The sequence below is a fragment of the Vibrio sp. qd031 genome (genome assembly GCF_002100145.1).
Lineage (GTDB): Bacteria > Pseudomonadota > Gammaproteobacteria > Enterobacterales > Vibrionaceae > Vibrio.
Genome location: NZ_JXQD01000018.1, coordinates 286,357 through 307,769, shown reverse-complemented (window position 1 = coordinate 307,769; position 21,413 = coordinate 286,357). Strand labels below are relative to the sequence as shown.

At 46.9% G+C, this 21,413-nt stretch carries 16 protein-coding genes; 12 read left to right on the top strand and 4 right to left on the bottom strand.

Features of this window, described 5'->3' with window-relative positions; all coding sequences use genetic code 11:
• Positions 1–59: 59 nt before the first annotated feature.
• Positions 60–1,181 carry a helix-turn-helix domain-containing protein gene (locus ST37_RS07285; protein WP_084885020.1) on the bottom strand — a complete coding sequence of 374 codons (1,122 nt, stop codon included), beginning with the start codon at positions 1,179–1,181 and terminating at the stop codon, positions 60–62.
• Between the two features lie 265 nt (positions 1,182–1,446).
• Between ST37_RS07285 and ST37_RS07280 the strand changes: the two genes are divergently transcribed.
• Entirely contained in the window at positions 1,447–1,869 is a 423-nt protein-coding gene (locus tag ST37_RS07280) for a glycine zipper domain-containing protein (protein ID WP_172400955.1), read from the top strand.
• Between the two features lie 425 nt (positions 1,870–2,294).
• The gene (locus ST37_RS07275; RefSeq protein ID WP_242426244.1) at positions 2,295–4,649 is read left to right on the top strand and encodes a glycoside hydrolase family 3 N-terminal domain-containing protein; all 2,355 of its coding nucleotides are present in this window, start codon (positions 2,295–2,297) and stop codon (positions 4,647–4,649) included.
• 138 nt (positions 4,650–4,787) lie between these two features.
• On the opposite strand, the gene ST37_RS07270 is transcribed toward ST37_RS07275, so the two are convergent.
• Positions 4,788–5,981 (bottom strand): DNA-binding transcriptional regulator, encoded by a 1,194-nt coding sequence (locus ST37_RS07270; protein WP_084885016.1) that lies wholly within the window; start codon positions 5,979–5,981, stop codon positions 4,788–4,790.
• Between the two features lie 312 nt (positions 5,982–6,293).
• On the opposite strand from ST37_RS07270, the gene xylB reads away from it, so the two are divergent.
• From xylB to ST37_RS07225, 9 genes are all read left to right on the top strand, one after another.
• Positions 6,294–7,745 carry a xylulokinase gene (gene xylB, locus ST37_RS07265; RefSeq protein WP_084885015.1) on the top strand — a complete coding sequence of 484 codons (1,452 nt, stop codon included), beginning with the start codon at positions 6,294–6,296 and terminating at the stop codon, positions 7,743–7,745.
• 443 nt (positions 7,746–8,188) lie between these two features.
• The gene (locus ST37_RS07260; protein ID WP_084885013.1) at positions 8,189–9,253 is read left to right on the top strand and encodes a substrate-binding domain-containing protein; all 1,065 of its coding nucleotides are present in this window, start codon (positions 8,189–8,191) and stop codon (positions 9,251–9,253) included.
• 196 nt (positions 9,254–9,449) lie between these two features.
• The gene (locus ST37_RS07255) at positions 9,450–11,102 is read left to right on the top strand and encodes an ABC transporter substrate-binding protein (RefSeq protein WP_242426243.1); all 1,653 of its coding nucleotides are present in this window, start codon (positions 9,450–9,452) and stop codon (positions 11,100–11,102) included.
• A gap of 117 nt (positions 11,103–11,219) precedes the next feature.
• Positions 11,220–12,209: an ABC transporter permease gene (locus tag ST37_RS07250; RefSeq protein WP_084885011.1), complete on the top strand. Its 990-nt coding sequence runs from the start codon at positions 11,220–11,222 to the stop codon at positions 12,207–12,209.
• Between the two features lie 15 nt (positions 12,210–12,224).
• The gene (locus ST37_RS07245; RefSeq protein ID WP_084885009.1) at positions 12,225–13,157 is read left to right on the top strand and encodes an ABC transporter permease; all 933 of its coding nucleotides are present in this window, start codon (positions 12,225–12,227) and stop codon (positions 13,155–13,157) included.
• Entirely contained in the window at positions 13,154–14,143 is a 990-nt protein-coding gene (locus tag ST37_RS07240) for an ABC transporter ATP-binding protein (protein WP_172400946.1), read from the top strand. The genes ST37_RS07245 and ST37_RS07240 overlap by 4 nt, the downstream gene beginning before the upstream one ends.
• Positions 14,144–15,187 carry an ABC transporter ATP-binding protein gene (locus tag ST37_RS07235; protein ID WP_084885006.1) on the top strand — a complete coding sequence of 348 codons (1,044 nt, stop codon included), beginning with the start codon at positions 14,144–14,146 and terminating at the stop codon, positions 15,185–15,187. It abuts the gene before it with no gap.
• Between the two features lie 7 nt (positions 15,188–15,194).
• On the top strand, positions 15,195–17,729 hold the full coding sequence (locus tag ST37_RS07230) for a glycoside hydrolase family 3 protein (RefSeq protein WP_084885004.1): 2,535 nt from the start codon (positions 15,195–15,197) through the stop codon (positions 17,727–17,729).
• A 7-nt stretch (positions 17,730–17,736) separates the two neighbouring features.
• Positions 17,737–18,630: an ROK family protein gene (locus tag ST37_RS07225; protein ID WP_084885245.1), complete on the top strand. Its 894-nt coding sequence runs from the start codon at positions 17,737–17,739 to the stop codon at positions 18,628–18,630.
• A gap of 417 nt (positions 18,631–19,047) precedes the next feature.
• Here the strand turns inward: ST37_RS07225 and ST37_RS07220 are convergent, their stop codons facing one another.
• Complete coding sequence (locus ST37_RS07220) at positions 19,048–19,533, bottom strand: homocysteine S-methyltransferase family protein (protein WP_084885003.1); 486 nt, start codon at positions 19,531–19,533, stop codon at positions 19,048–19,050.
• 191 nt (positions 19,534–19,724) lie between these two features.
• On the opposite strand from ST37_RS07220, the gene ST37_RS07215 reads away from it, so the two are divergent.
• Entirely contained in the window at positions 19,725–20,198 is a 474-nt protein-coding gene (locus ST37_RS07215) for a peroxiredoxin (RefSeq protein ID WP_084885001.1), read from the top strand.
• A gap of 213 nt (positions 20,199–20,411) precedes the next feature.
• Here the strand turns inward: ST37_RS07215 and ST37_RS07210 are convergent, their stop codons facing one another.
• Positions 20,412–21,356: a LysR substrate-binding domain-containing protein gene (locus tag ST37_RS07210; RefSeq protein WP_084885000.1), complete on the bottom strand. Its 945-nt coding sequence runs from the start codon at positions 21,354–21,356 to the stop codon at positions 20,412–20,414.
• Between the last annotated feature and the right edge of the window lie 57 nt (positions 21,357–21,413).

The following is a 21,413-nucleotide window of genomic DNA, read 5'->3' as shown; positions in this document are numbered from 1 at the left end:
TTTGTTACATTACATTGTGTATATTGGTAATTTAATTATGGATGTTTATCAATATATAGTTAATGTGATGGTGATCTTGTTGCTTCGTTCTGTATATTTTCACGAAATGATTTTCGATAATCGACAGGCGTGCAGTTCATGTGTTTTTTGAATACTTGGTACAAGTAGCTGTGATGTGGATAGCCACAACGCATGGCGATTTCTTCGATAGATTCATCAGATTCAATTAGGTATTTTTTCGCACGCTCGACACGAGTATTCACAATGTATTGATGCACGGTGATGCCTTTAGCGTTTAAAAATCGGGTGTCTAATGTCTTACGTGAGACTCGACAGTACCGCGCAATGGTAGATACTTTTATCGGGTTCTGATAGTTATTGTAAATGTAAAACAAAGCCTGACTGACTATAGTATCTTGCTGATAGTCCTCGCGGCACGAATCATTGATTTCTATGTGGCTTGCAGTATACCTGTGGTGTTGGTTTCGTCGTAAACTAAACACCGATTGCACAGCTTGCTTTCCGATATCAAATGGGTTGATATCGATGGATGTGATTGATATTGGTGATATTTCGTTTTCAATTGGGTCGCAGTCGACGCCAATTACAGCAACTTGTTGAGGGATCATCACACGCTGATCGGAGAGTGATTGCAACAAGGTTCTTGCTGAGCGGTCAGTACTGCAAAACACACCCATTTGTTCTTGGTTACGCTGAGGCTGGTAATGTTGCATATCGATAATTGTAAGACCAACGTTTTTGGCATGCTCTAAAAAGGCGTGCTTTCTCTCTTTATTCCACAAAAACTTATCGTCGAACTCATTACAATAAAACCCAACCTGCTTGATGCCTAGTTCTAAAAACTTACCTAATGCTAAGCTTGCGAATTGTTCATTATCTAAAGAGAGTACGTGAACATTTTTAGGAACATCATTTAACTCACTGCTTGAGTATATTAAGCATAAGTTAGCCAATGAGCTAATAGCATTTATATCACTGATTTTATCTCCGTCAGCAATAACAACATCCCATTTGGTTAATCTAAGAATTTCAATATCATTTTGTGAGCTTAAATATACCGTACTTTGCGTTGAGTAGGTTTTTAGTGCAGCTTGAATACCTCTAAATAGTTCACGATCAAAAAATACCATCACGTCTAACAGTACCAATATTTTCTTCACAGCAATACCTTCACACTTATGCAACACAACTTTAATATAACAAAGTAAGCCCGGTTTGGAATCGAGATACCAAATTTAGAAATGGGATTACGAGATTTCGTATATACAATTGCGAAGTGACGCGCATTCCAACAAAAAGAGTAATCGTGTAATGGTATTTTGTAATGAGTGACAGTGTCACTCATTATGGGGCGCTTACCTCTGGGCGCTGATAATCAGTTCTTATCATCGTTATCATTACAACTCATTTGAGTATACGACCATGATGACTTTGCCAAAACGTAACCTTCTTATATTGACGTCAACCATATTGATTGCCACAGGATGTTCATCTCCTGCATTTGATGCGGAAAACGAAAATGCAGCTCGTAACCGAGGCGCAGCTGGTGGTGCGTTGTTAGGTGCCACAATGGGTGCGCTAACCGGTGATGCCACGCTCGCAGTGCAAGGCGCGGCTTTAGGCGGAGTGGCTGGTGGTGTGTCAGGTTCGATGAAAGATCTTCAAGACTCAAGAGAAGCCGATCGTAACCAAGTGTTGGCAGATGGTGTATCTCAAGATACTCGCAGTGACGCAGAGCGCCGTGTTGCTGAGCTTGAAGCAGAAATTAAGTTAATTGAGCTTGAACAAAAACTAGCCGACATGGAAACGGAGTTAGAGAAATCTGCTCCTGACAGTGAAGAGAGCTAATACCAATCAAAGCAACTAGCTGATCATTGTTGCTTGTTAAAATCAAAGATACCGGCGTTGAAGCTTTTGTAGGTCTAACAACTATCTACGAAAATCTTTGCCTTGTTCTCAGAGATTTTTAAGTGCAGTTTTCTGACCAGTTAGTGAGTTCGATTGGTATAAGTGTTGCCCTCCATATTTTGACCGAGCCATGATGGCTCGGTTTTTTTATGCCTAAATGAACGACACAGCACCGCGTTGGTCAATTTCTTTACTTGAAGGTAACAGCATGTTTCTGTACGGCTTATTGAACATGACGGTTCATTTATGATTTCTAATTTTGTTATTTATTAATTTCGCAAATGTCTTGCTTCGCTCAGACTTTACAAAAAAAATCCCTCACTATTTATAGAGTATTCTAAAAATCTGCATGTATTGGAGACCCCGTGAAAAAGTATCAAGACCCAACATTACCCGTAAACCAACGTGTTGCGGACTTACTCAGCCGAATGACTATTGATGAAAAAGTGGCACAACTCGGTGCGCAGTGGCTCAAGCTCCAAGCTGATGGCGATCACCAGACTCGCGAACTAGAAATGACCGATAGTGCTCAAAGTGGCAGTCTACGTGACAAATTAGCCCACGGATTAGGGCAGATCACACGTCCACTGGGGACTGTACCTGTCGATGCTAAAGAAGGGGTTATGGCACTTAACGCACTTCAAAAGCAGCTCGTAGAAGAGACGAGACTGGGTATCCCTGCTATTCCGCACGAAGAATGTTTGGTCGGTCTAATGGCGAAAGGTGCAACACTGTGTCCTTCCTCATTAAATTATGGTCACACTTGGAATCCACAACTGATTGAACAATTGGCTGAAGAAATTGGAAAGCAAGCCCGCTCGGTAGGATGTAAGCAAGGTTTAGCGCCAGTTTTAGATGTATCTCGAGATGTGCGTTGGGGTAGGACAGAAGAGTGTCTATCTGAAGATCCTTATCACACGGGCATAATGGCCACGTCGTATGTGAAAGGACTGCAAGGAGAGAATCGAGATCTGTACGCGACACTCAAGCACTTTGTTGGGCACTCATACAGCGAAGGCGCAAGAAATCACGCTCCCGTTCACCTTGGGTTTAAAGAGCTTAACGATACCTTCTTGTTGCCATTCGAAATGGCGGTAAAACTTGGCAATGCTGCCTCGGTAATGCCGGCTTATCACGATATAGACAACGAGGCCTGTCATGCATCGCACCATCTCTTAACCGAGGTGCTGCGTAACCAATGGGGGTTTGACGGGTTGATTGTTGCAGATTACGGCGGCATTGAGCTGCTCAAAAGTCACCACGCGTTAACCGATACTGTGGAAGGTGCAGCCGCACTCGCCCTAAAAGCGGGTGTTGATGTCGAGTTACCTGATGATTGCACCAGCTCTCGCTTTAAGCAGGCGCTTGAAAAAGAGTTGATTAGCGAAGCCGATTTGGATCAAACAGTGTCTCGTGTTCTGAAAGCGAAATTTGAGCTTGGGCTATTTGAGGATCCATACACCGACGTCGAGAGCGTATGCCTTGCCAGTGATAAAGCCGATGCGTTGGCCTATCAAGTCGCCTCTGAATCTATTGTGTTGCTGGAAAATAGAAACACGTTACCTTTGGCTGCGCAAACAAAACTGGCCGTGGTTGGTCCAACGGCGGATGATGCGATGGCACTGCTAGGTGGATACAGCTTCCCCGTTCACCTTATTTTGAGTAAAGAAGAATCTGATGGTGTTAAAGTGTGCCCGACAATTTTGGACGCGCTTTCCCAGCAATTTGAGCATGTAAGCTACGCCAAAGGGTGCGACATTTTAACGGAGCGCCACGCTAATGCTCCGGTTTTCCCTGGTGACGTTAACATGGTGATTGATCATGAGGCTAAGTGGCCATTAAGCGAGGACGTTACTGGCTTTGCCGAAATGGAAAGCACCATTGATGCTGCTGAAGTCGCAATAGTCTGTGTGGGTGATCTCGCGGGTCTGTTCCAAACAGGTACTGTTGGCGAAGGATCGGACGTTGATAGTCTTGAGCTGCCGGGCGTGCAATTGAACATGCTCCAACGAGCTGTGGAGACGGGTAAGCCTGTCGTCGTCGTTATGACGGGTGGACGCCCATATAACCTAGGCGGATTAGAAGACAAAGTTGCAGCGATAGTTTGCGGTTGGGCACCCGGTCAAGAGGGCGCTCGTGCAATTGCAGATGTGCTAAGCGGTGTGGTCAATCCAAGTGGACGCTTAACTGTATCGATTCCGAAAAGCGCAGGTGCGGTGCCGTATTTTTATAACCATAAGTTAAAAAGTGCTGGCACACCCGTTGCCTTCCATTTTGGCTCTAAGTATGGATTTGGATACGGCCTCAGCTACACCCAGTTTGAATATGGTGAAATGACACTCGCTCAAGCCAGTGTGGATATGGAAGGTGTGATTGACGTTACCGTTGAAGTGTCCAACCGTGGAGATGTATCCGGCAGCGAGGTTGTTCAGCTGTATGTACGTGATTGCGTCTGCTCGCTTGTGCGACCACTTAAGGAGTTGAAAGGCTTTAACAAAGTGGCACTGGCTGCAGGTGAGACCAAACAGGTGTGCTTTAGTTTACCTGTTGATATGCTTAACTTTACCGATTACTCGGGTCAACGTGTGGTTGAAGCGGGTGAGTTTGAAATTATGGTTGGTAGCAGCGCTGATAGTATTCATCAACGTGCTATGGTGATGGTCGAGGGCACAAAACGCGTTCTGCCTAAGCAGTGGCGCATGGTGTGTGAAACGCGATAAATATTCTAGGGGGCCGATACTGAGTCCCTTATTTTTTGCGCAATGAAATACGCCCCGCGAGTGACAACGGTCATTGGCGGGGCGTTTTCGTTTGCTTACATCAGCGAGTAGGCAAAGAACCAAGACGCAGTCTTTGTACTACTTTTTTAGATCTCGATAATCTTTCGGTGTTTGATCAAGATTCTTCTTAAACACCGTGTACATATACTGCAGAGATGGGTAACCACACAATTCGGCAATCTCTGCGATTGGCAGGCTGGTTGTTTCGAGCAAGTTACAGGCGCGCTGCAGTTTAGAGTTGTGAATTTCCTGATGAATAGAATGCCCACGCTCTTCTCTAAAGCGAGCTTCCATATTAGAGCGAGAAATACCTACGTAGCTAAGTACCTGTTCAACTTTAATGCCTTTGACCGCATTGTGCCTAATGTAGTGCATCGCTTGGATCACATATGGGTCTTTCAGCGCTTGGAAGTCGGTGCTTTGACGACAAAATACTTGCGAAGGTGGGATAATCACTCGAGGGTTGTTTAATACCTCTGCCGGATTTTCACAGTCTCCTTGAGTGACAGCGGTCATCTGCTTGTGCAACATTTTGGCCGCGCGATAGCCCATCTGCTTACACCCTTGTCCTACGGAACTGAGTGAAACACGGGTTAAATAGCGAGCCAGTTCTTCGTTATCTATGCCAATTACCGACACTTTATCTGGCACCATGATCCCAAGGTGCTCACACATTTGCAGTAAATGGCGCGCACGTGAATCGGTTACCGCAATTATGCCGGTTGGCGTCGGCAAACGCTGCAACCAGTCGGCAAGACGGTTCATGTCATACTGCCAAGTCTGTGGTGAGGTCTCGCTGCCGCGATACACTGAACCCTTATAGCCTTCGGCGTGGACTAAGTTTTTAAACGCTTGCTCTCGCTCTCTTGCCCATAGATTGTGCGAGTGATGAGGCATGCCGTAGAAAGCAAAGTTCTCCAGCCCTTTTTCCTTTAGGTGTTGAAACGCTAGCTCCACCAAACCACAGTTGTCGGTGGCGACATAAGGGTAGTCTGGGTAATCTGACTCGTTATGATACGATCCACCTACGCCAACCACAGGGAGTTGGGTGTTTTCGACCAGCTTTATGATGTCTGGGTTGTCAAAGTCAGCAATCACACCATCACCGACCCAGTTATGAAAATTGTCTAAATGTGTTGTGAAGTCCTCTTCGATAAAAATGTCCCAATTACTTTGTGAAGCTTGCAGGTATTCACCAATACCTTCCATCACCTCACGGTCATACACTTTGTTGGCGTTAAAAAGTAGAGTAATTCGAAAACGTCTATCCATTTATATACTTATGTTGTGGGCTGGACACAATTGCAGTCTAGCAATCCGCCGTTACGCGCATTGTGATCGTTTCCGCAACCAATAAATTTGCATAATCAAATACTAAAAAACGTAAACCTTTCAATGATTAAGGTATTTCATACTGTATATTCGGTGGGACTACTTGTTGTGTGATCTAAGCCCCAGTCACTAAATCACTGAATCGCGCTATCAAAAAACGTAATTGAGCAATAGAGAACCCTAATCCAAGATGAGTTTAATGATGCGGTGAACGAAGGGTCATTCCGCAATAGATCTCGTTTGGAGGGAAGTATGTATTTGGGTATAGATTTGGGAACGTCAGGCGTGAAAGTGATCGCGTTAAGCAGCCAAGGTGAGTTGCTTGCCAGTGCCACTGAGTCGTTAACCGTACAAAGGCCGAAACCGCTGTGGTCTGAGCAAAAACCGAATGACTGGTGGCAAGCAACTTGCGATGCGATAGTGTCATTAGGAAAACAGGTTGCTTTGTCTGAAGTGAAAGCCATGGGTCTATCGGGTCAAATGCACGGTGCAACCTTGCTTGATGCTCAAGGTGACATTTTACGTCCGGCTATATTATGGAACGATGGTCGCTGCGCGGCAGAGTGTGCAGAGCTTGAAGCTGACGTGCCCACGAGCCGCGACATTACCGGCAATATCATGATGCCCGGATTTACCGCTCCTAAGCTGAAGTGGGTAAAAAACCACGAGCCAGAAGTGTTCTCTAAGATTGATAAGGTGCTGTTGCCAAAAGATTACTTACGCTACAAGTTAAGTGGTGATTTTGCCTCCGATGTGTCCGACGCTGCAGGCACATTGTGGATGGACGTTAGCACTCGCCAATGGAACGAAGAGCTTCTTGAAGCCACCGGTTTGACGCTAGAGCAGATGCCAAAACTGTACGAAGGTAGTGAGGTCACTGGTCATTTGAGTCAAGCGTTAGCCACCCAATGGGGAATGGATTGTGTACCTATCATTGCCGGAGGTGGTGACAACGCAGCGGGTGCTGTTGGTGTTGGGATAACATCCCCAGGGCAAGGTATGCTCTCGCTAGGTACTTCGGGTGTCTACTTCGCGGTAAGCGATGGCTTTATCGCAAATCCAGACTCCGCATTGCACAGTTTTTGCCATGCCATTCCAAATACTTGGCACGCTATGTCGGTGGTACTCAGCGCCGCATCCTGTTTAGATTGGGTGGCTTCGTTGACAGGATTTAAAGACGTAGGAGAAATGCTCAAGCAAACTGAAGCGAACCACTCTCCTGACTCGAAGGTGATCTTCTTACCTTACTTGTCCGGCGAAAGAACGCCACACAACGATCCAAATGCAAAAGGGGTTTTCTTTGGCATGACTCACTCGACGACTAAGTTTGACCTGGTTCAAGCCGTGATGGAAGGAGTAGGCTTTGCCTTTGCCGATGGTTTGGATGCACTCCATGCAACAGACCTTGTGCCAGAAGAGATTTCATTGATTGGTGGCGGTGCTCGCAGTGCGTATTGGCGTCAAATGCTTGCGGACATTTTTGGAATGAAAGTGGTGTTCCGTGAAGGGGGCGATGTGGGACCTGCGCTTGGCGCGGCAAGGCTGGCCATTTTGGGAACCAACCCTCAAATGACCATCAGCGACGTCTGCCCAGAGCCTGCAGTTGTACAAACGCATCTGCCAGATGTAACCCAGGCAACCCTTTATCAGCCGAAGCGTGAAGTTTACCAAACGTTATATCAGCAACTTAAAAGTGTGTTTTAAGTTCGTCAGGTAACGTTGAATTAGATGCGTATTGAGAGCTTTGCGCATCAAAGCTCACTTAACTCAGAGCAGTAGCACAGTTTAAAAAGCCTCCCCTGCGTGTAAACACGGGGGAGGCATTATTGATTTGGTAACCGATAAGTTGAACATTAGTAGTTAGTTGATCATTGGTACTTGTTTGCAGGTTTCAGAGTTGATGTGGACAGTGCCAAAACGGGTGCCGTCGTTTGGGTCAGTAGTCCGTTTTGTAAAACAGTAATTGCTGGATACATACCATCAATGCCGCACAATGATGTAGCGACTAGGATATGGCAAATGTGTTTCAAATAGTTGCTTTCACGATTTTTGTAGACGTTACAGCAATTTTGACGGTTGGCGCTTGAGAGTCGGCGTCAATTGTGGTCGATTGTGAGCTGTCTCGGCTAATTTTCAATGGGCGCATTATGCACAAAAAAGCCACTATCTACGACGTTGCTAAACACGCGAGCGTCTCTCCAGCAACCGTGTCTCGTTATCTCAATCGAACTTCCTTTATCACCAAGAAAAAAGTCGATGCCATCGAAACCGCCATTTTTGAGTTGGGTTTCCGGCCGCGAAAACGCAAAAACCAACCCTCAACGAAGCGAAACATGTTAATCGGGGTGGTTGCTCCTTCATACGACACCTCGTGGGTGAGTACCATTCTTGAAGGTATGTCGAGTCGAATGCACTGCCACAGTTATGATCTCATCGTAGAAACAACCCAGTGGAAACTGGAGCGCGAACGGATGGAGCTGCAAGATTACGTTCAGCGAAAAGTGGACGGGATAATCGTATTGGGCGGCTTTTTATCCTCTGTTGAAGTGAAACAGATTTGCGGCTCAATTCCAGTGCTGTTTATGTCTCGCGATGGAGAGTCAGGGGACATTCCTGTGCTCAATATTGACAACGAATTAGGCGGTTATTTGGCAACTAACCATTTGATTCAAAGGGGGCATAGAAAGATAGCCCATGTATGCGGGCCACAGCGAAACTTGGATTCTCGACAGCGTCTGGCAGGGTATAAACGCGCGCTTAAAAGTGCCGGAATTGCCTACGACCCTGAATTGGTTGGTGATGGGCACTACGATCAATATGGTGGATTCTGGCAAGCCCAAGCGATCAAGAAAAAGCGCCCAGATGTCACCGCGATGTTTGTGGCCAATGATCTTTGCGCGTTTGGGTCAATACAGGCGCTCCATCAAATGGGAATAGAAGTGCCGAAAGACGTCTCAGTGGTCGGTTTTGATGATGTTCAGATGGCGGACTACTACATTCCACGCCTCACTACCATTCGCCAACCGTTCTTTGAAATTGGTGAGTTAGCGATAAATTATATTTTGGATATCATAGGTGGAAATGACGCCAACTATGAAGTGCCAGCGGTGAGTTTTATCGAACGAGAAAGCACTAGAGATTTAAACGAAGTTTCATGGTCGAGCAGTGCAAACAGGCGTTTGAAAAACCTTCAACGTCCAAAAGTTTCATGACAGCAAACGATTTTGTGGGCGTTTGCTGAGTTTCAAACAATAACCTCATTGATCCGATTCGGCTTGGGAGCAGCGTCACACTGAGCCGATCATACCCTCGATAGTATCCTTGTGAACAATTCGCGTAAGAAAGAAAAATGCCACTCTCGATAACAGTGTATTACTCGAGTATCGCATTGTTTAATAAGGATATATAATGATAAAACGTACTCTACTAATCGCAGCGGCTGTGTCTGCTGCAACCGCTCTACCTGTGCATGCTGATGCTGACAACATGCCAAATCTTCGCGTTCTTGATGAGTTTTCGACCGGCTGGGTAAGAAACTTCAACCCGTTTATCGGTGGTCGTCATAACTTCTCGTATGAAACTTTATTTGTTTTCGATCTGCTAGACGATTCAAAAGTACACTCTTGGTTAGGCACCAGTTTTGAACTGAGTGAGGATTTAAAAACCCTCACCGTGAAACTGCGTGAAGGCGTGAAATGGTCGGACGGTGAAGACTTTACGGCTGACGACGTTGTGTTTACGTTCAACTACCCTCGCAGCCACCCAGAGATTGACAATGGCGGTCTATCGTCAAAAGTTAAAGAGATCAAGAAGATTGACGACTATACGGTCTCTATTGAACTCAATACCGCTAACGCTTTTGCGGCGCAAGACGTAATTGGTGAGTCGACCAAGATCATTCCAAAACACATCTGGGAAAGCATCGACAACCCAGCAGCGCAAACCAATCCAAACCCTGTAGCAACGGGCCCGTTTACCGAAGTGCAACGCTTTACACCTCAAGTGTACGTACTGTGTAAAAACCCGCACTACTGGAACACCGACCTTAAAGTGAACTGTGTCGAGTTCCCGCAAATCTCAAGCAACGACGCAGCATTAGAAATGATGTCAAAAGGCGAGTTCGACTGGGCCGGTATTTTTGTACCAGACATCGATCGTACTTTTGTTGCTAAGGATCCAAACAACAAATACTGGTTCCCATCAAGCGATGGTGTACGTCTAACGTTTAACTACGAAACCGAGAATGAAGCAGCGAAAGAAGCGTTTGCGGATATCGACTTCCGTAAAGCGGTTAGCTTGTCTATGGACCGTGAAGCGATGATGATGATTGGTGCTTACGGTTACGTAAGCGGCGATAACCCAGCCACGGGGCTGCCAACCAGTCAGTGGCGTTGGCGTGATGCGCAAGCCGACAAAGCATGGGGTGCTTTAAACCGCTATGACGTTGCTGCTGCAAAAGAGCTGTTGGCTAAAGGTGGCTTTAAAGACACCAACGGTGACGGCTTTGTAGAAACGCCAAGCGGACAGAAGTTGACCTTTAAGGTGCAAGTACCAAGTGGCTGGAGTGATTGGGTGAATAACACCTCAATTGCTGTAGAAGGCATGCGAATGGCGGGCATTAACGCAACCATCGTCACTCCAGAGGTAAATGCTTACTCGTCGAACTGGGAAAGTGGAAACTTTGACATGCAGTTTGGTGGTAACTCGTTGCAATCGTCTATGTGGAAATTCTACGACTATACAATGCACTCTCGCTACGCGAAGACCAACATGTGGTGGTCAACAACCGCGAGTAACTACAAAAGTGGTGACATCGACAAGTGGATTGCAGACTTAGGCTTAACCCAAGATGAAGCCGAGCAGAAAATGTATGCCAGTAAGATTGAGCGTTACTTTGCAGACAACGTCGTTCAAATTCCACTGTACTACAACGGTGTATGGTACGAGTACAACGACGCTCGCTTTACTGGATTTGCTAATGCAGACAACCCATTTGTGCACCCTGCACCATGGGATGGCATGAGCCGCATCATCCACGTAAACAACCTAGAGCCAAGATAAAAACCACACTCAGCCGGCGGGAAACCGCCGGCCTTTCTATTTTTTTACCCATTCATTTTTCGCTTTTGCGATAGATTACTTTAGGTAAGCGCAACCAGCGCTACACGGGGCGTGTCTATGAAATTTATATTGAGCCGTTTTGGGTTTTACGTGCTCGCCTTTATTGCGGCAGTGACGATCAACTTTTTCCTACCCAGGGTGATGCCAGGCGATCCCATCCAGTCGTTTTTAGGCCGTTTGGCAATGAACGGCGGCCAAATCACACCAGAAACTATTGCGGCACTTGAAGCTTTGTATGGCTACTCATCAAGTACCCCTCTTTGGGAGCAGTTCTTCCACTATTTACACAGTATTATGCGCGGCGAATGGGGTATGTCGACTCGCTTCTTCCAACCAGTATTTGATGTACTTGGCCGTGGCATGTTGTGGACATTGCTATTGGTCGGATCTTACCTGTTGGTGTCGTACACTCTTACCACTTTGCTTGGCATTTATGTCGCATGGAAACGCGGTACTTGGACCGATTCAATCATTACCGTGGGGTCTGTTGTTGTGTCGTCGATTCCATCAGTGGTTATGGCGCTGGCGATGTACTTTTTGTTTGCGTCCAATCTTGGTTGGTTCCCAACCGCTTATGCTTACAATCCCTCGCTTGACCCGTCAATGAGTGCAGAATTTGTCGGCAGCGTTGCTTACCACTTAGTGCTTCCACTGATGTGTATGGTCGCTCTCGGTATGGGTAACGTAATGGGTATGCGTTCAAACATGATTAACCAGTTAGGTGAAGACTTCATCGTAATGGGTTGGGCCAAAGGTGTAAAAGACGAAAAAGTGATGCTGCAGTATGGTGCACGTAACGCCATTTTGCCAATGATCACGTCGTTTGCGATGTCAGTAGGTGCCATTTTTGGTGGCTCACTGATCATCGAAATCATCTTTAACTATCCTGGCTTAGGTCAGGTGATGTTCCAAGCTATGTTGGCTCGTGACTACCCACTCATCCAAGGTTACCTATTGATCATGACCATCATGGTGCTTGGAGCTAACTTTATTGCCGATTGCTTACTGTTTGTGCTTGACCCACGTCTGCGCACGCAGCTTGATTAATAGTGGAGAAACGATATGAATTCTTTAAAACTACTAAAACAGTTTTTCCTCGATAACCCTAAAGCGTTCTTTGGGATTGCGATTGTAATGACTGTCTGCTTGTTGTGCTTATTTGCACCATTGCTTACCGAATATGCGGCGGCGGCACGTGTGGGTCGTCCCCATCAAGCGCCAGGTGCAGAACATCTTTTAGGCACAACTCGTATGGGGCGTGACGTGTGGGCACAGGTACTCTATGGCGGACGTATCTCACTAATGGTGGGTTTTGTTGCTGGCACCTTTGTGATCCTCATGGCGATGATTGTGGGTGTGGCATCAGGGTACTTTGGTGGCATCATCGACAATATTCTTTCGCTATTTACCAACCTTGTTATGGTGATCCCAAGCTTGCCTCTTATGTTGGTATTGGCGGCATTTTTGGACCAAGTTTCGCCGTTAGTTATTGCGATTATTATCGGTGCAACATCATGGCCATGGGGCGCGCGGGTTATCCGTTCGCAAACCCTTGCGATACGTAACCGAGATTTTGTGCACGCGGCCGAGGTAATGGGCGAGACTAAAAAACGCATGTTGTTTGCTGAAATAATGCCCAACATGATGTCTATTTTGGCGTCTAGTTTCATTGGCACCGTGATCTACGCGATCATGACTCAAGCGACCTTGGAGTTTATTGGACTGGGCGATCCACTCAGTGTGACGTGGGGCGGAATGTTGTACAACGCAGACCAAACTTCGGCGATCCGAATTGGCGCATGGTGGGAGATTGTTGCTCCAAGTGTAGCCCTTGCATCGGTTGCCATTGGACTGGCGCTGATTAACTTCTCTATTGATGAAATCTCTAACCCGAAATTAAAAGCGCAGCGCATTATGAAGCGATTCCGTCGTGAAGAGAAAAAAGCCGCTAAACAAGCAGCTGTTGAACAACCGAAAACTGCGGAGCAAGCGTGATGAAAAAACTGATAGAAGTAAAAAACTTGAGTGTTGATTACGTCACCTTTGAAGGTAAAGTTCGCGCGGTCAATGACGTCAGCTTTCATATTGGTGAAGGAGAAATTTTGGGACTGGCAGGGGAGTCTGGTTGTGGTAAATCCACCATTGCTTACGCCTTAATGCGCTTGCACCGTCCGCCTGCATTGATCTCCGATGGTGAAATACTGTGTGATGGCCGTGATGTACTGAAAATGAGCGACGAGGAACTGCGAGACTTTCGCTGGAAAGACACGTCGATGGTGTTTCAAAGCGCCATGAACTGTTTGAACCCAGTCAAAACCATCGAGTACCAGTTTTGGGATATTTTTGATGCTCACAACGTGGTGAAAACCCGCGAAGAGTCGATAGAAAAAGCCAAAGACCTGCTGCGAATCGTCGACATCCCGACCGAACGATTATTTGATTATCCGCACCAGTTTTCTGGCGGTATGCGTCAGCGCGTGGTGATCGCAATGGCGTTAGCGCTTAAACCTCGCTTATTGATCATGGACGAGCCTACCACCGCACTCGATGTCGTGGTGCAACGAGAAATCTTACAGAAGGTTTATCAACTTAAGGAAGAGTTTGGTTTTTCCATTTTGTTTATCACCCACGATCTCAGCTTGATGGTCGAGTTGTGTGACCGAATCGGCATCATGTACTCAGGCCAATTGGTTGAGCTTGCACCTTCAAAAGAAATATTGAGTCAGCCAATGCACCCTTACGCATACGGCTTAGGGGATTCATTCCCAACCTTGCATGGTGAATTACAAGAGATGAAAGGGATCCCAGGCTCTCCGCTGGATCTTAATAATGTGCCGCAAGGGTGCCGTTTTGCACCGCGCTGTTTCCACGCTAGCGATGTGTGCCATAGAGCAAAACCCATTCTAGAAAGCAGTGGAGAGCAACGCTGGGTTGCTTGCCACACTCCCCTCGAAATTCAGTCTGTTGCGCAGGAGGCTTAAATGAACGCACACACAATGGCCCAAGAAACCAGTACGTTGACAGCAGAAGAGTTTGATAAGCAGTACCCTCTGATTTTGGAGGCGAAGGGTCTTACCATCGATTTTCGTAAGAAAGGCAAATCGGTTTTTGGACCTAAAGAGTATTTAAGGGCCGTCAATGGCTTAGACTTTCAACTGCGTGCTGGTCGCTGTTTGGCGGTGGTGGGTGAGTCCGGTTGCGGCAAAAGCACCAGCGCAAAAATTGCCACTAAAATCCACAAGGCAACTGAGGGTGGGATCTATTACTACGGTATGAACATCGACGACATCACTAAGTCAGATGAGCTTGATGCGTACCGCCGTGAAGTGCAGATGGTGTTTCAAGACCCCTTTAGCTCTTTAAATCCATTGCATACCATTCGCTACCATTTAATGCGACCTTTGCAAATCCATCATGGCATGAAGCCAGGCAAAGAGATGGATTATCAACTGATTAAAATTTTAACTAAGGTAGGACTTACCCCACCGAAAGAGGTATTAGATAAGTTCCCACATCAGCTCTCGGGCGGGCAACGTCAGCGTGTCTTCTTGGCGAAAACCCTCGCGATAGGTGCCAAGGTGATATTGGCGGATGAACCTACGTCGATGTTGGATGTGTCGATACGCATCGGTGTGCTTAATTTAATGAACGAAATGAAGCACGAAATGGGCAAGGCTTTCATGTATATTACACACGATATAGCCACCGCACGTTATTTTGCGGAGGACATTGTGGTGCTGTACTGCGGCCATATGGTCGAGTGGGGTTCAACGGAATCGGTGACGCAAAACCCGCAACATCCGTATACCCAGCTTTTGCTGGCGGCGGTGCCCGATCCGAGCCGAAGTATACACGAGAAGTTGCCGACCCATCGTTCAATGGAAACGCCGATGTGGTCGCCTAAACATAAGGGTTGCCCTTATGCCGCTCGTTGCCCTCAAGCAAAACCACAATGCAGTGAAACATTACCAGAGCCTGTTGAAATAGAACCGGGACACTTTACCCGCTGTCACCTGTTTGTGTAGAGAAGATATGAACGAAAGCATTCCTTATTTTGCCGATTGGCCGAGAATTGATTCGGCCATTACTCAAGACCCCGTCATTGAGCGCGAGATCAGCCAGATTTTGTCGCAGATGACCTTGGAAGAGAAGGTGGGTCAAATGATCCAACCCAACTTACGAGGTGTGACACCAGAGCTTGCTAAGAAATACAAGCTTGGGTCCATTCTTAATGGTGGTGGAACTTGGATTAACGAAAACAAATACGCGACCGCTGAGCAGTGGGCAGACAAAGCCGACGAGTTTTGGCAAGCTTTAGAAGACGCCTACGCAGACAGACCGTTTCGTATTCCATTTATGTGGGCAACCGATGCGGTGCATGGCCATAACAACGTGTATGACGCGACGCTATTTCCACACAATATTGGGCTGGGGTGTACGCGCGATCCAGACTTAATTGAACGCATTGGTGAGATCACCGCCATCGAAATAGCCGCAACTGGGTTAGATTGGACTTTTGCTCCCACTGTAGCTGCGCCTCGTGATTTACGTTGGGGACGCACCTACGAAGGTTACTCAGAAGATTCTGCGATCACTTATCACTATGCTGCGCGCATGGTGAAAGGGCTACAAGGTGACGGTAAATCGTTACGCAGCGATCAAAAAGTGATCTCCAATGTGAAGCATTGGCTCGGTGATGGTGGCACCTACCAGGGTGTCGATCGAGGCAACAATGATTACTCCGAAGATCTGTTGCGAAACCTGCACGCTGGTGGATACTTCAGCGGCTTGAATGCGGGCGCTCAAGTGGTGATGTCTTCATTTAATACTTGGGTTGATGATGCAAACTACGACTTAAGTGCTAGTGATGGCGTCAGCTACAATCATAAGATTCATGGAAGTAAGTACCTGCTAACCGACGTACTCAAGATGCAAATGGGCTTTGACGGATTGATCGTGACCGACTGGAATGGTCATGCAGAAGTTAGCAAATGTACCGATGATGACGCGACGTATTGCATCAATGCGGGTAACGATATTTTAATGATTACCGACCAAGAGCATTGGGTGGCAGCATTCGAAAAAACTATTGCTGACGTTGAGTCTGGAGCCATTCCGATGGCTCGTATTAACGACGCTGTTTTACGTATCTTACGTGTGAAAAAGCGCGCAGGTTTGTGGGAAAAAGCACGCCCCAATAAACGCTCATTGTCGGGCATTCAAAACCTGATTGGCGCGCCGGAGCATCGGCTTGTGGCTCGAGAAGCCGTAAGAAAGTCACTGGTGCTGTTGAAAAACAATCACAACCTTCTGCCTCTATCTCTTAGTCAAAAAGTACTATTAACTGGGTCTGCGGCCGATGATTTGACCAAACAGGCGGGTGGCTGGAATCTCACTTGGCAAGGTGATGAAAACTTAGCGTCGGATTTTCCTAATGCAGTCACCGTTCGCGGCGCTTTAGAGAAAGATCTTGGAAGCAGCAACGTTATTCACGACGCTGACTTATCGAGCGATTTTTCAGACGCGAAAGTGGCCATTGTCGCCTTTGGTGAAGACCCTTACGCAGAAATGATTGGCGACATCAAACCGGGCCATTCGTTAGAGTTTTCGACCATCAAGCGCCGCTATGCACACGACTGCGAAAAAATTACTCGCCTAAAAGAGGCGGGCATTAAAGTGATTGCGCTGTTCTTTAGTGGTAGGCCGCTGTATATGAATCAGCAAATTAATCAATGCGATGCCTTTGTCGCGGCGTTTTTGCCTGGAAGTGAAGGTCTTGGTATTACCGATGTATTGCTGCGTGACGAGGAGGGCAACATCAAGCATGATTTTGTTGGCTCTTTGTCCTTTAGCTGGCCAAATCGCCCCGACAGTTATGCTGTGCATCGATTGCTACCCCACATCGAAAACTATCAAATCCATGCGAATGAACAAGATCCACGTGGTGAACATGCGCCGCTGTTCGAATATGGCTATGGCTTGAGCTACGCCAATCCTAGTGAACGAGATCTTGACCATTTGGCGCTGACTGAATTTGAACAAGATGACGCTTTGTCTAGCGAATTGCATCTATTTGGTGTTGCATCGGTGGCCGGAGAGTTTGAAATGGTGGTGAAAGTTGGCCATCAGCAACATCATGTCTCTCGCAACAACCCGCAACAGTTTGAAGGTTTATCGACACAGCCCTATAACTGCTTGCAGCAGCAAGATTCGATCTTGTGTGAGTTTGAAAATAGCGACAGTGCGCTAGAGATCATCACTGCCGATGGCGACTCTCAGTCACTCATGACGTGGATTGTAGAAGGTCAGTTATGCTTTGATGTGAAAGTCTATCAAGCTGCGACCCATCCAGTGTGGCTGTCTATGGGTGAGGCGTCTACGTCAATCGATATCTCTTCACAGCTCAGTGAGCAGACTCACGATTTCCATACACTTTCATTTCGTGTGCACGATGTGATTTCAATGTCACAGAGTGAGCGCACCAGATTGTTTAAACTGCACAGTGAAGGGGCGGCTCAATTTGTGGTTGCCAACGTTCGTTTGGAGCCACTGGTAAAAGAGGAATAACGCAATGATGCTAGTAGGTCTAGATATTGGTGGGACTAAAATCGAAGCAAAAGTGCTCAGTGAGCAAGGTGAAGAACGCTTTGTGCATCGCGTGCCTACGCCAGATAATTATCCAGAGTTTTTGGATTGCGTCGAAGGCTTAGTCGCATTGGTCAAACAGGAAGTGGGTGAGTTTACCCGCATTGGCTGTGGCCTTCCTGGAGCCGTTTCGCCTGTGACTGGGTTGATGCAAAATGCCAACAGCGTGTTCCTAATTGGGCAAGATGTGATTGGTGATCTGAGTCAACGCCTTAGCATGGATGTACGCATTGCCAACGATGCAAACTGCTTCGCTTTATCGGAAGCGGTTGACGGAGCAGGCAAAGGTGGAGAGATCGTCTTTGGCGCTATTCTTGGTACTGGCTGTGGTGGTGGTGTGGTGATCAATCAGCAAGTCCTTACCGGAGCAAATGCCATCAGTGGCGAATGGGGGCACAACCCATTGCCAGGTTACGATCCGCAAGTCGATGGCGACATTGGCCCTTGTTATTGTGGTCGTCAGCGCTGCATTGAGCAATACATCTCGGGAACGGGCTTTTCCGATCAGTACAACCACAAATATGGCAAGTCACTGAAACCGAAGCAGATCATGGAGCTGGTCGCGCAAGGTGATGCTGAAGCTACAGCGGCTTATCGTCTGCTGGTGGATCAAATGGCCCGCAGTTTTGCAACGGTCACTAATATTTTGGATCCACATACCATAGTGTTCGGCGGTGGGTTGTCCAATATCGATAGCCTATACCCTGATGTATCAGAAGCGATCACTCAATACATCTTTGCAGCAGAACCCAAGGTCAACATCCGAAAAGCCAAATACGGCGACAGCAGTGGCGTGCGCGGCGCGGCGTGGTTAGCTAGATAAGCCTATACCGTGCGGGTCAAGCATCGCTTGTCCCTCACGGTAGAGGCGGTGTGACTGAGGTTCATTCCGAATAAAACTTCTGGCGGAGATATTTCGTCAGTTCACCACCGTTACGTTCACGCTTTGTGCAAACGGGACGGTGGTAGCCAGTCAACTTCTGATGAAACTATCACAAAGTAAGATCTCGTCCATTACTTCAAACTGTCCAATATAGCCTATACCGTGCGGGTCAAGCATCGATTGTCCCTCACGGTAGAGGCGGTGTGACTGAAGGTAATTCGGAATAAAACATCTGGCGGAGATATTTCGTCAATTCACCACCGTTACGTCTGCGCTTTGCGCAAACGGGACGGTGGTTGTTAGCCACTTTCCCTACGGGTCAATCAGACAGCGAGAGTCACGCTTTCCAATATGTTTTCAAGGTGTTAAATCGGCTGGTGTGTTGCAATAAGTACTAATTTGCTCCCCATGGTATCGCTTTGCCTCATCCCAAGACATTTTGTGTTCGGCACTGTAGCCATCATCTCTTGGTCCAACTTGAGCCGACAATAGAGTGGGTAAATCATCCTGCTTTGCTCGCACACTGTGCATCAAATCGATAGCGTCTAGGTTAAATGCTTTAAGCTGCTTGGGAGTAAGTCCGATTTTGGCACCTCGGTCTCTACTTGCTATCCAAGTCATGGCATCCAGAATAACCATTGCGTTATGCTGCTTGGCTAGCGCGATCAAATTGACATACATAGCTTCAATAATATCTCTTGCGTCTGCTTTCTTCAGCAATGGATAAGATGCCCCTTCCGGTAGTAACTGTTGATGCACAAAACAGAGCTCAGTATCAATACCTGTATAACAAAGGGTCATTTTGTTCGAGTTGAAGAGTAATCTGTGGCGATATAGAGCCATGAGTTGGTGTCCATAAACAGTGTGCAGCTTAAGCATAGCCTAAACATTGACGGAGACTTTGCGCTGTAATTTACACCATTGTGTAATCGATTAGGTTGGTTAAGTTGAGTAGCCTATTGTTCGGGTGCATTGGCGAAAAGGTTAAATCAGAGTTACACTTCCTCATCCATCATACAAAGGAAGGTAACACAATGATTGAACAAGGTAATACACTGCCGGAAGGAACATTAAGCCAACTTACTGCAGACGGCATGCAGCAGCACTCAACGTCGGAGCTGTTCGCCAATAAGAAAGTTGTACTGTTTGCAGTACCAGGCGCGTTTACCCCGACCTGTTCTGAAGCGCATCTTCCTGGCTTTGTGGTTTTAGCAGACCAGTTGCAAGCGAAAGGTGTAGACCTTATTGCGTGTATTTCAGTGAACGATGCTTTTGTGCTTGCTGCGTGGGGCAAATCGCAAAATGCATCTGAAATTATGATGCTAGCTGATGGCGATGCCAGCTTCACTAAGGCAATGGGGCTTGAAATGGACACGGCGGGATTTGGTGGTGTTCGTTCTCAGCGTTACGCGATGGTGATAGACAATGGTGTAGTGACCACTCTAAATGTTGAAAAACAGGGTGAATTTGAAGCCAGTACAGCCGAGGCTATCTTAGCGGTACTGTAATTGCTCTTAGTTACTCGACATTTAATGCTAAATCGGACGCCAAGGCGTCCGATTTTTTATGGAAGCGCATTATTCCAACCAAAGCAATTCACTGATCATTCTTGCTTGTTAAAATTGCTAATAGCGGCGTTAAAGATTTTGTAGGTAGAACCACTATCTACGGCAATCTTTGCCTTGCTCTTAGCGATTTTTCTGGCGCAATTTTCTGACCAGTTAATTACTTAGATTGGTATTAGCGGTTTGTATTCCCCAGCGCTTGGAAAACTCGACAAAGCAATTGAGTAAAGGGCTTTGATACTTGTTTTTGTGCAGAAGAATAGAAAATGGTCGCTGCATTGAGGTCGATAGCGAGATTTTTTGTAGATGTGGACTTAAATTGCCTTTAGTGATGACGTGATGCGACAAGCAAGACAGTCCTAGCCCTGCGGTTACGCCATTGATGATTGCCGCATTAGAATTGAACTGAAAATGCGTATCCCAAGTGGTTAACGAGGGCGCGATGTGTTGGATAAAGAAGTCTCGACTGCCAGAGCCTTCTTCTCGCAGCAGCCACTGCTGCCCTGACAACGCTTTAACATCTATTGTTTCCTCATCAAACTTAGACGCCCCTTTTGCCGCAATGATCCACATTTCGTCGTGGGTAAACGGCAAGCTGAGCAAATCTGGATGTTGCACCACACCCTCAGTAAAACCAACGTCGACTTTGTAGTCAAGAATGTTTTGGCACAGTTCAAAGTGGTTAGTGATTTGAACTTGTTTGTCGATGTAACTGGGGTCGTCGCCGCTTGAAAAATCCATCGCGCGCTCTTTTTCAAAATCGGCCAGCAAGTAGGGAAGCAGATAACTGCCTACCGTTTGACTGGCTCCTACCTTTAGCGTACCCGCGAGCGGTGCGCTCTGCGCATAAAGCAGTTCAATTTCGGCGTGCCGCTGCAGAAGTTCGTCGGCAAGAGGCAGCAACTGATAGCCCTGATGGTTGAGGTGCAGCCGCTGATTGACTCTATCGAAAACTCGGTGTCCTAAGTGCTTCTCAAGCTCGGTTAACGATAGGCTCACTGCCGCCTTAGACATAAACAGGTGTTCGGCAGCAAGGCTGAGTGAGCCGCTGCGGGCGATTTGGCAAAACACATTGAGCTGTTTGATGGAAATGTTCTTCATTGGCTGATCGCTAGTTGTTTTGTTTAATTTAACGGATGTTAATTTTATTTAAGTATT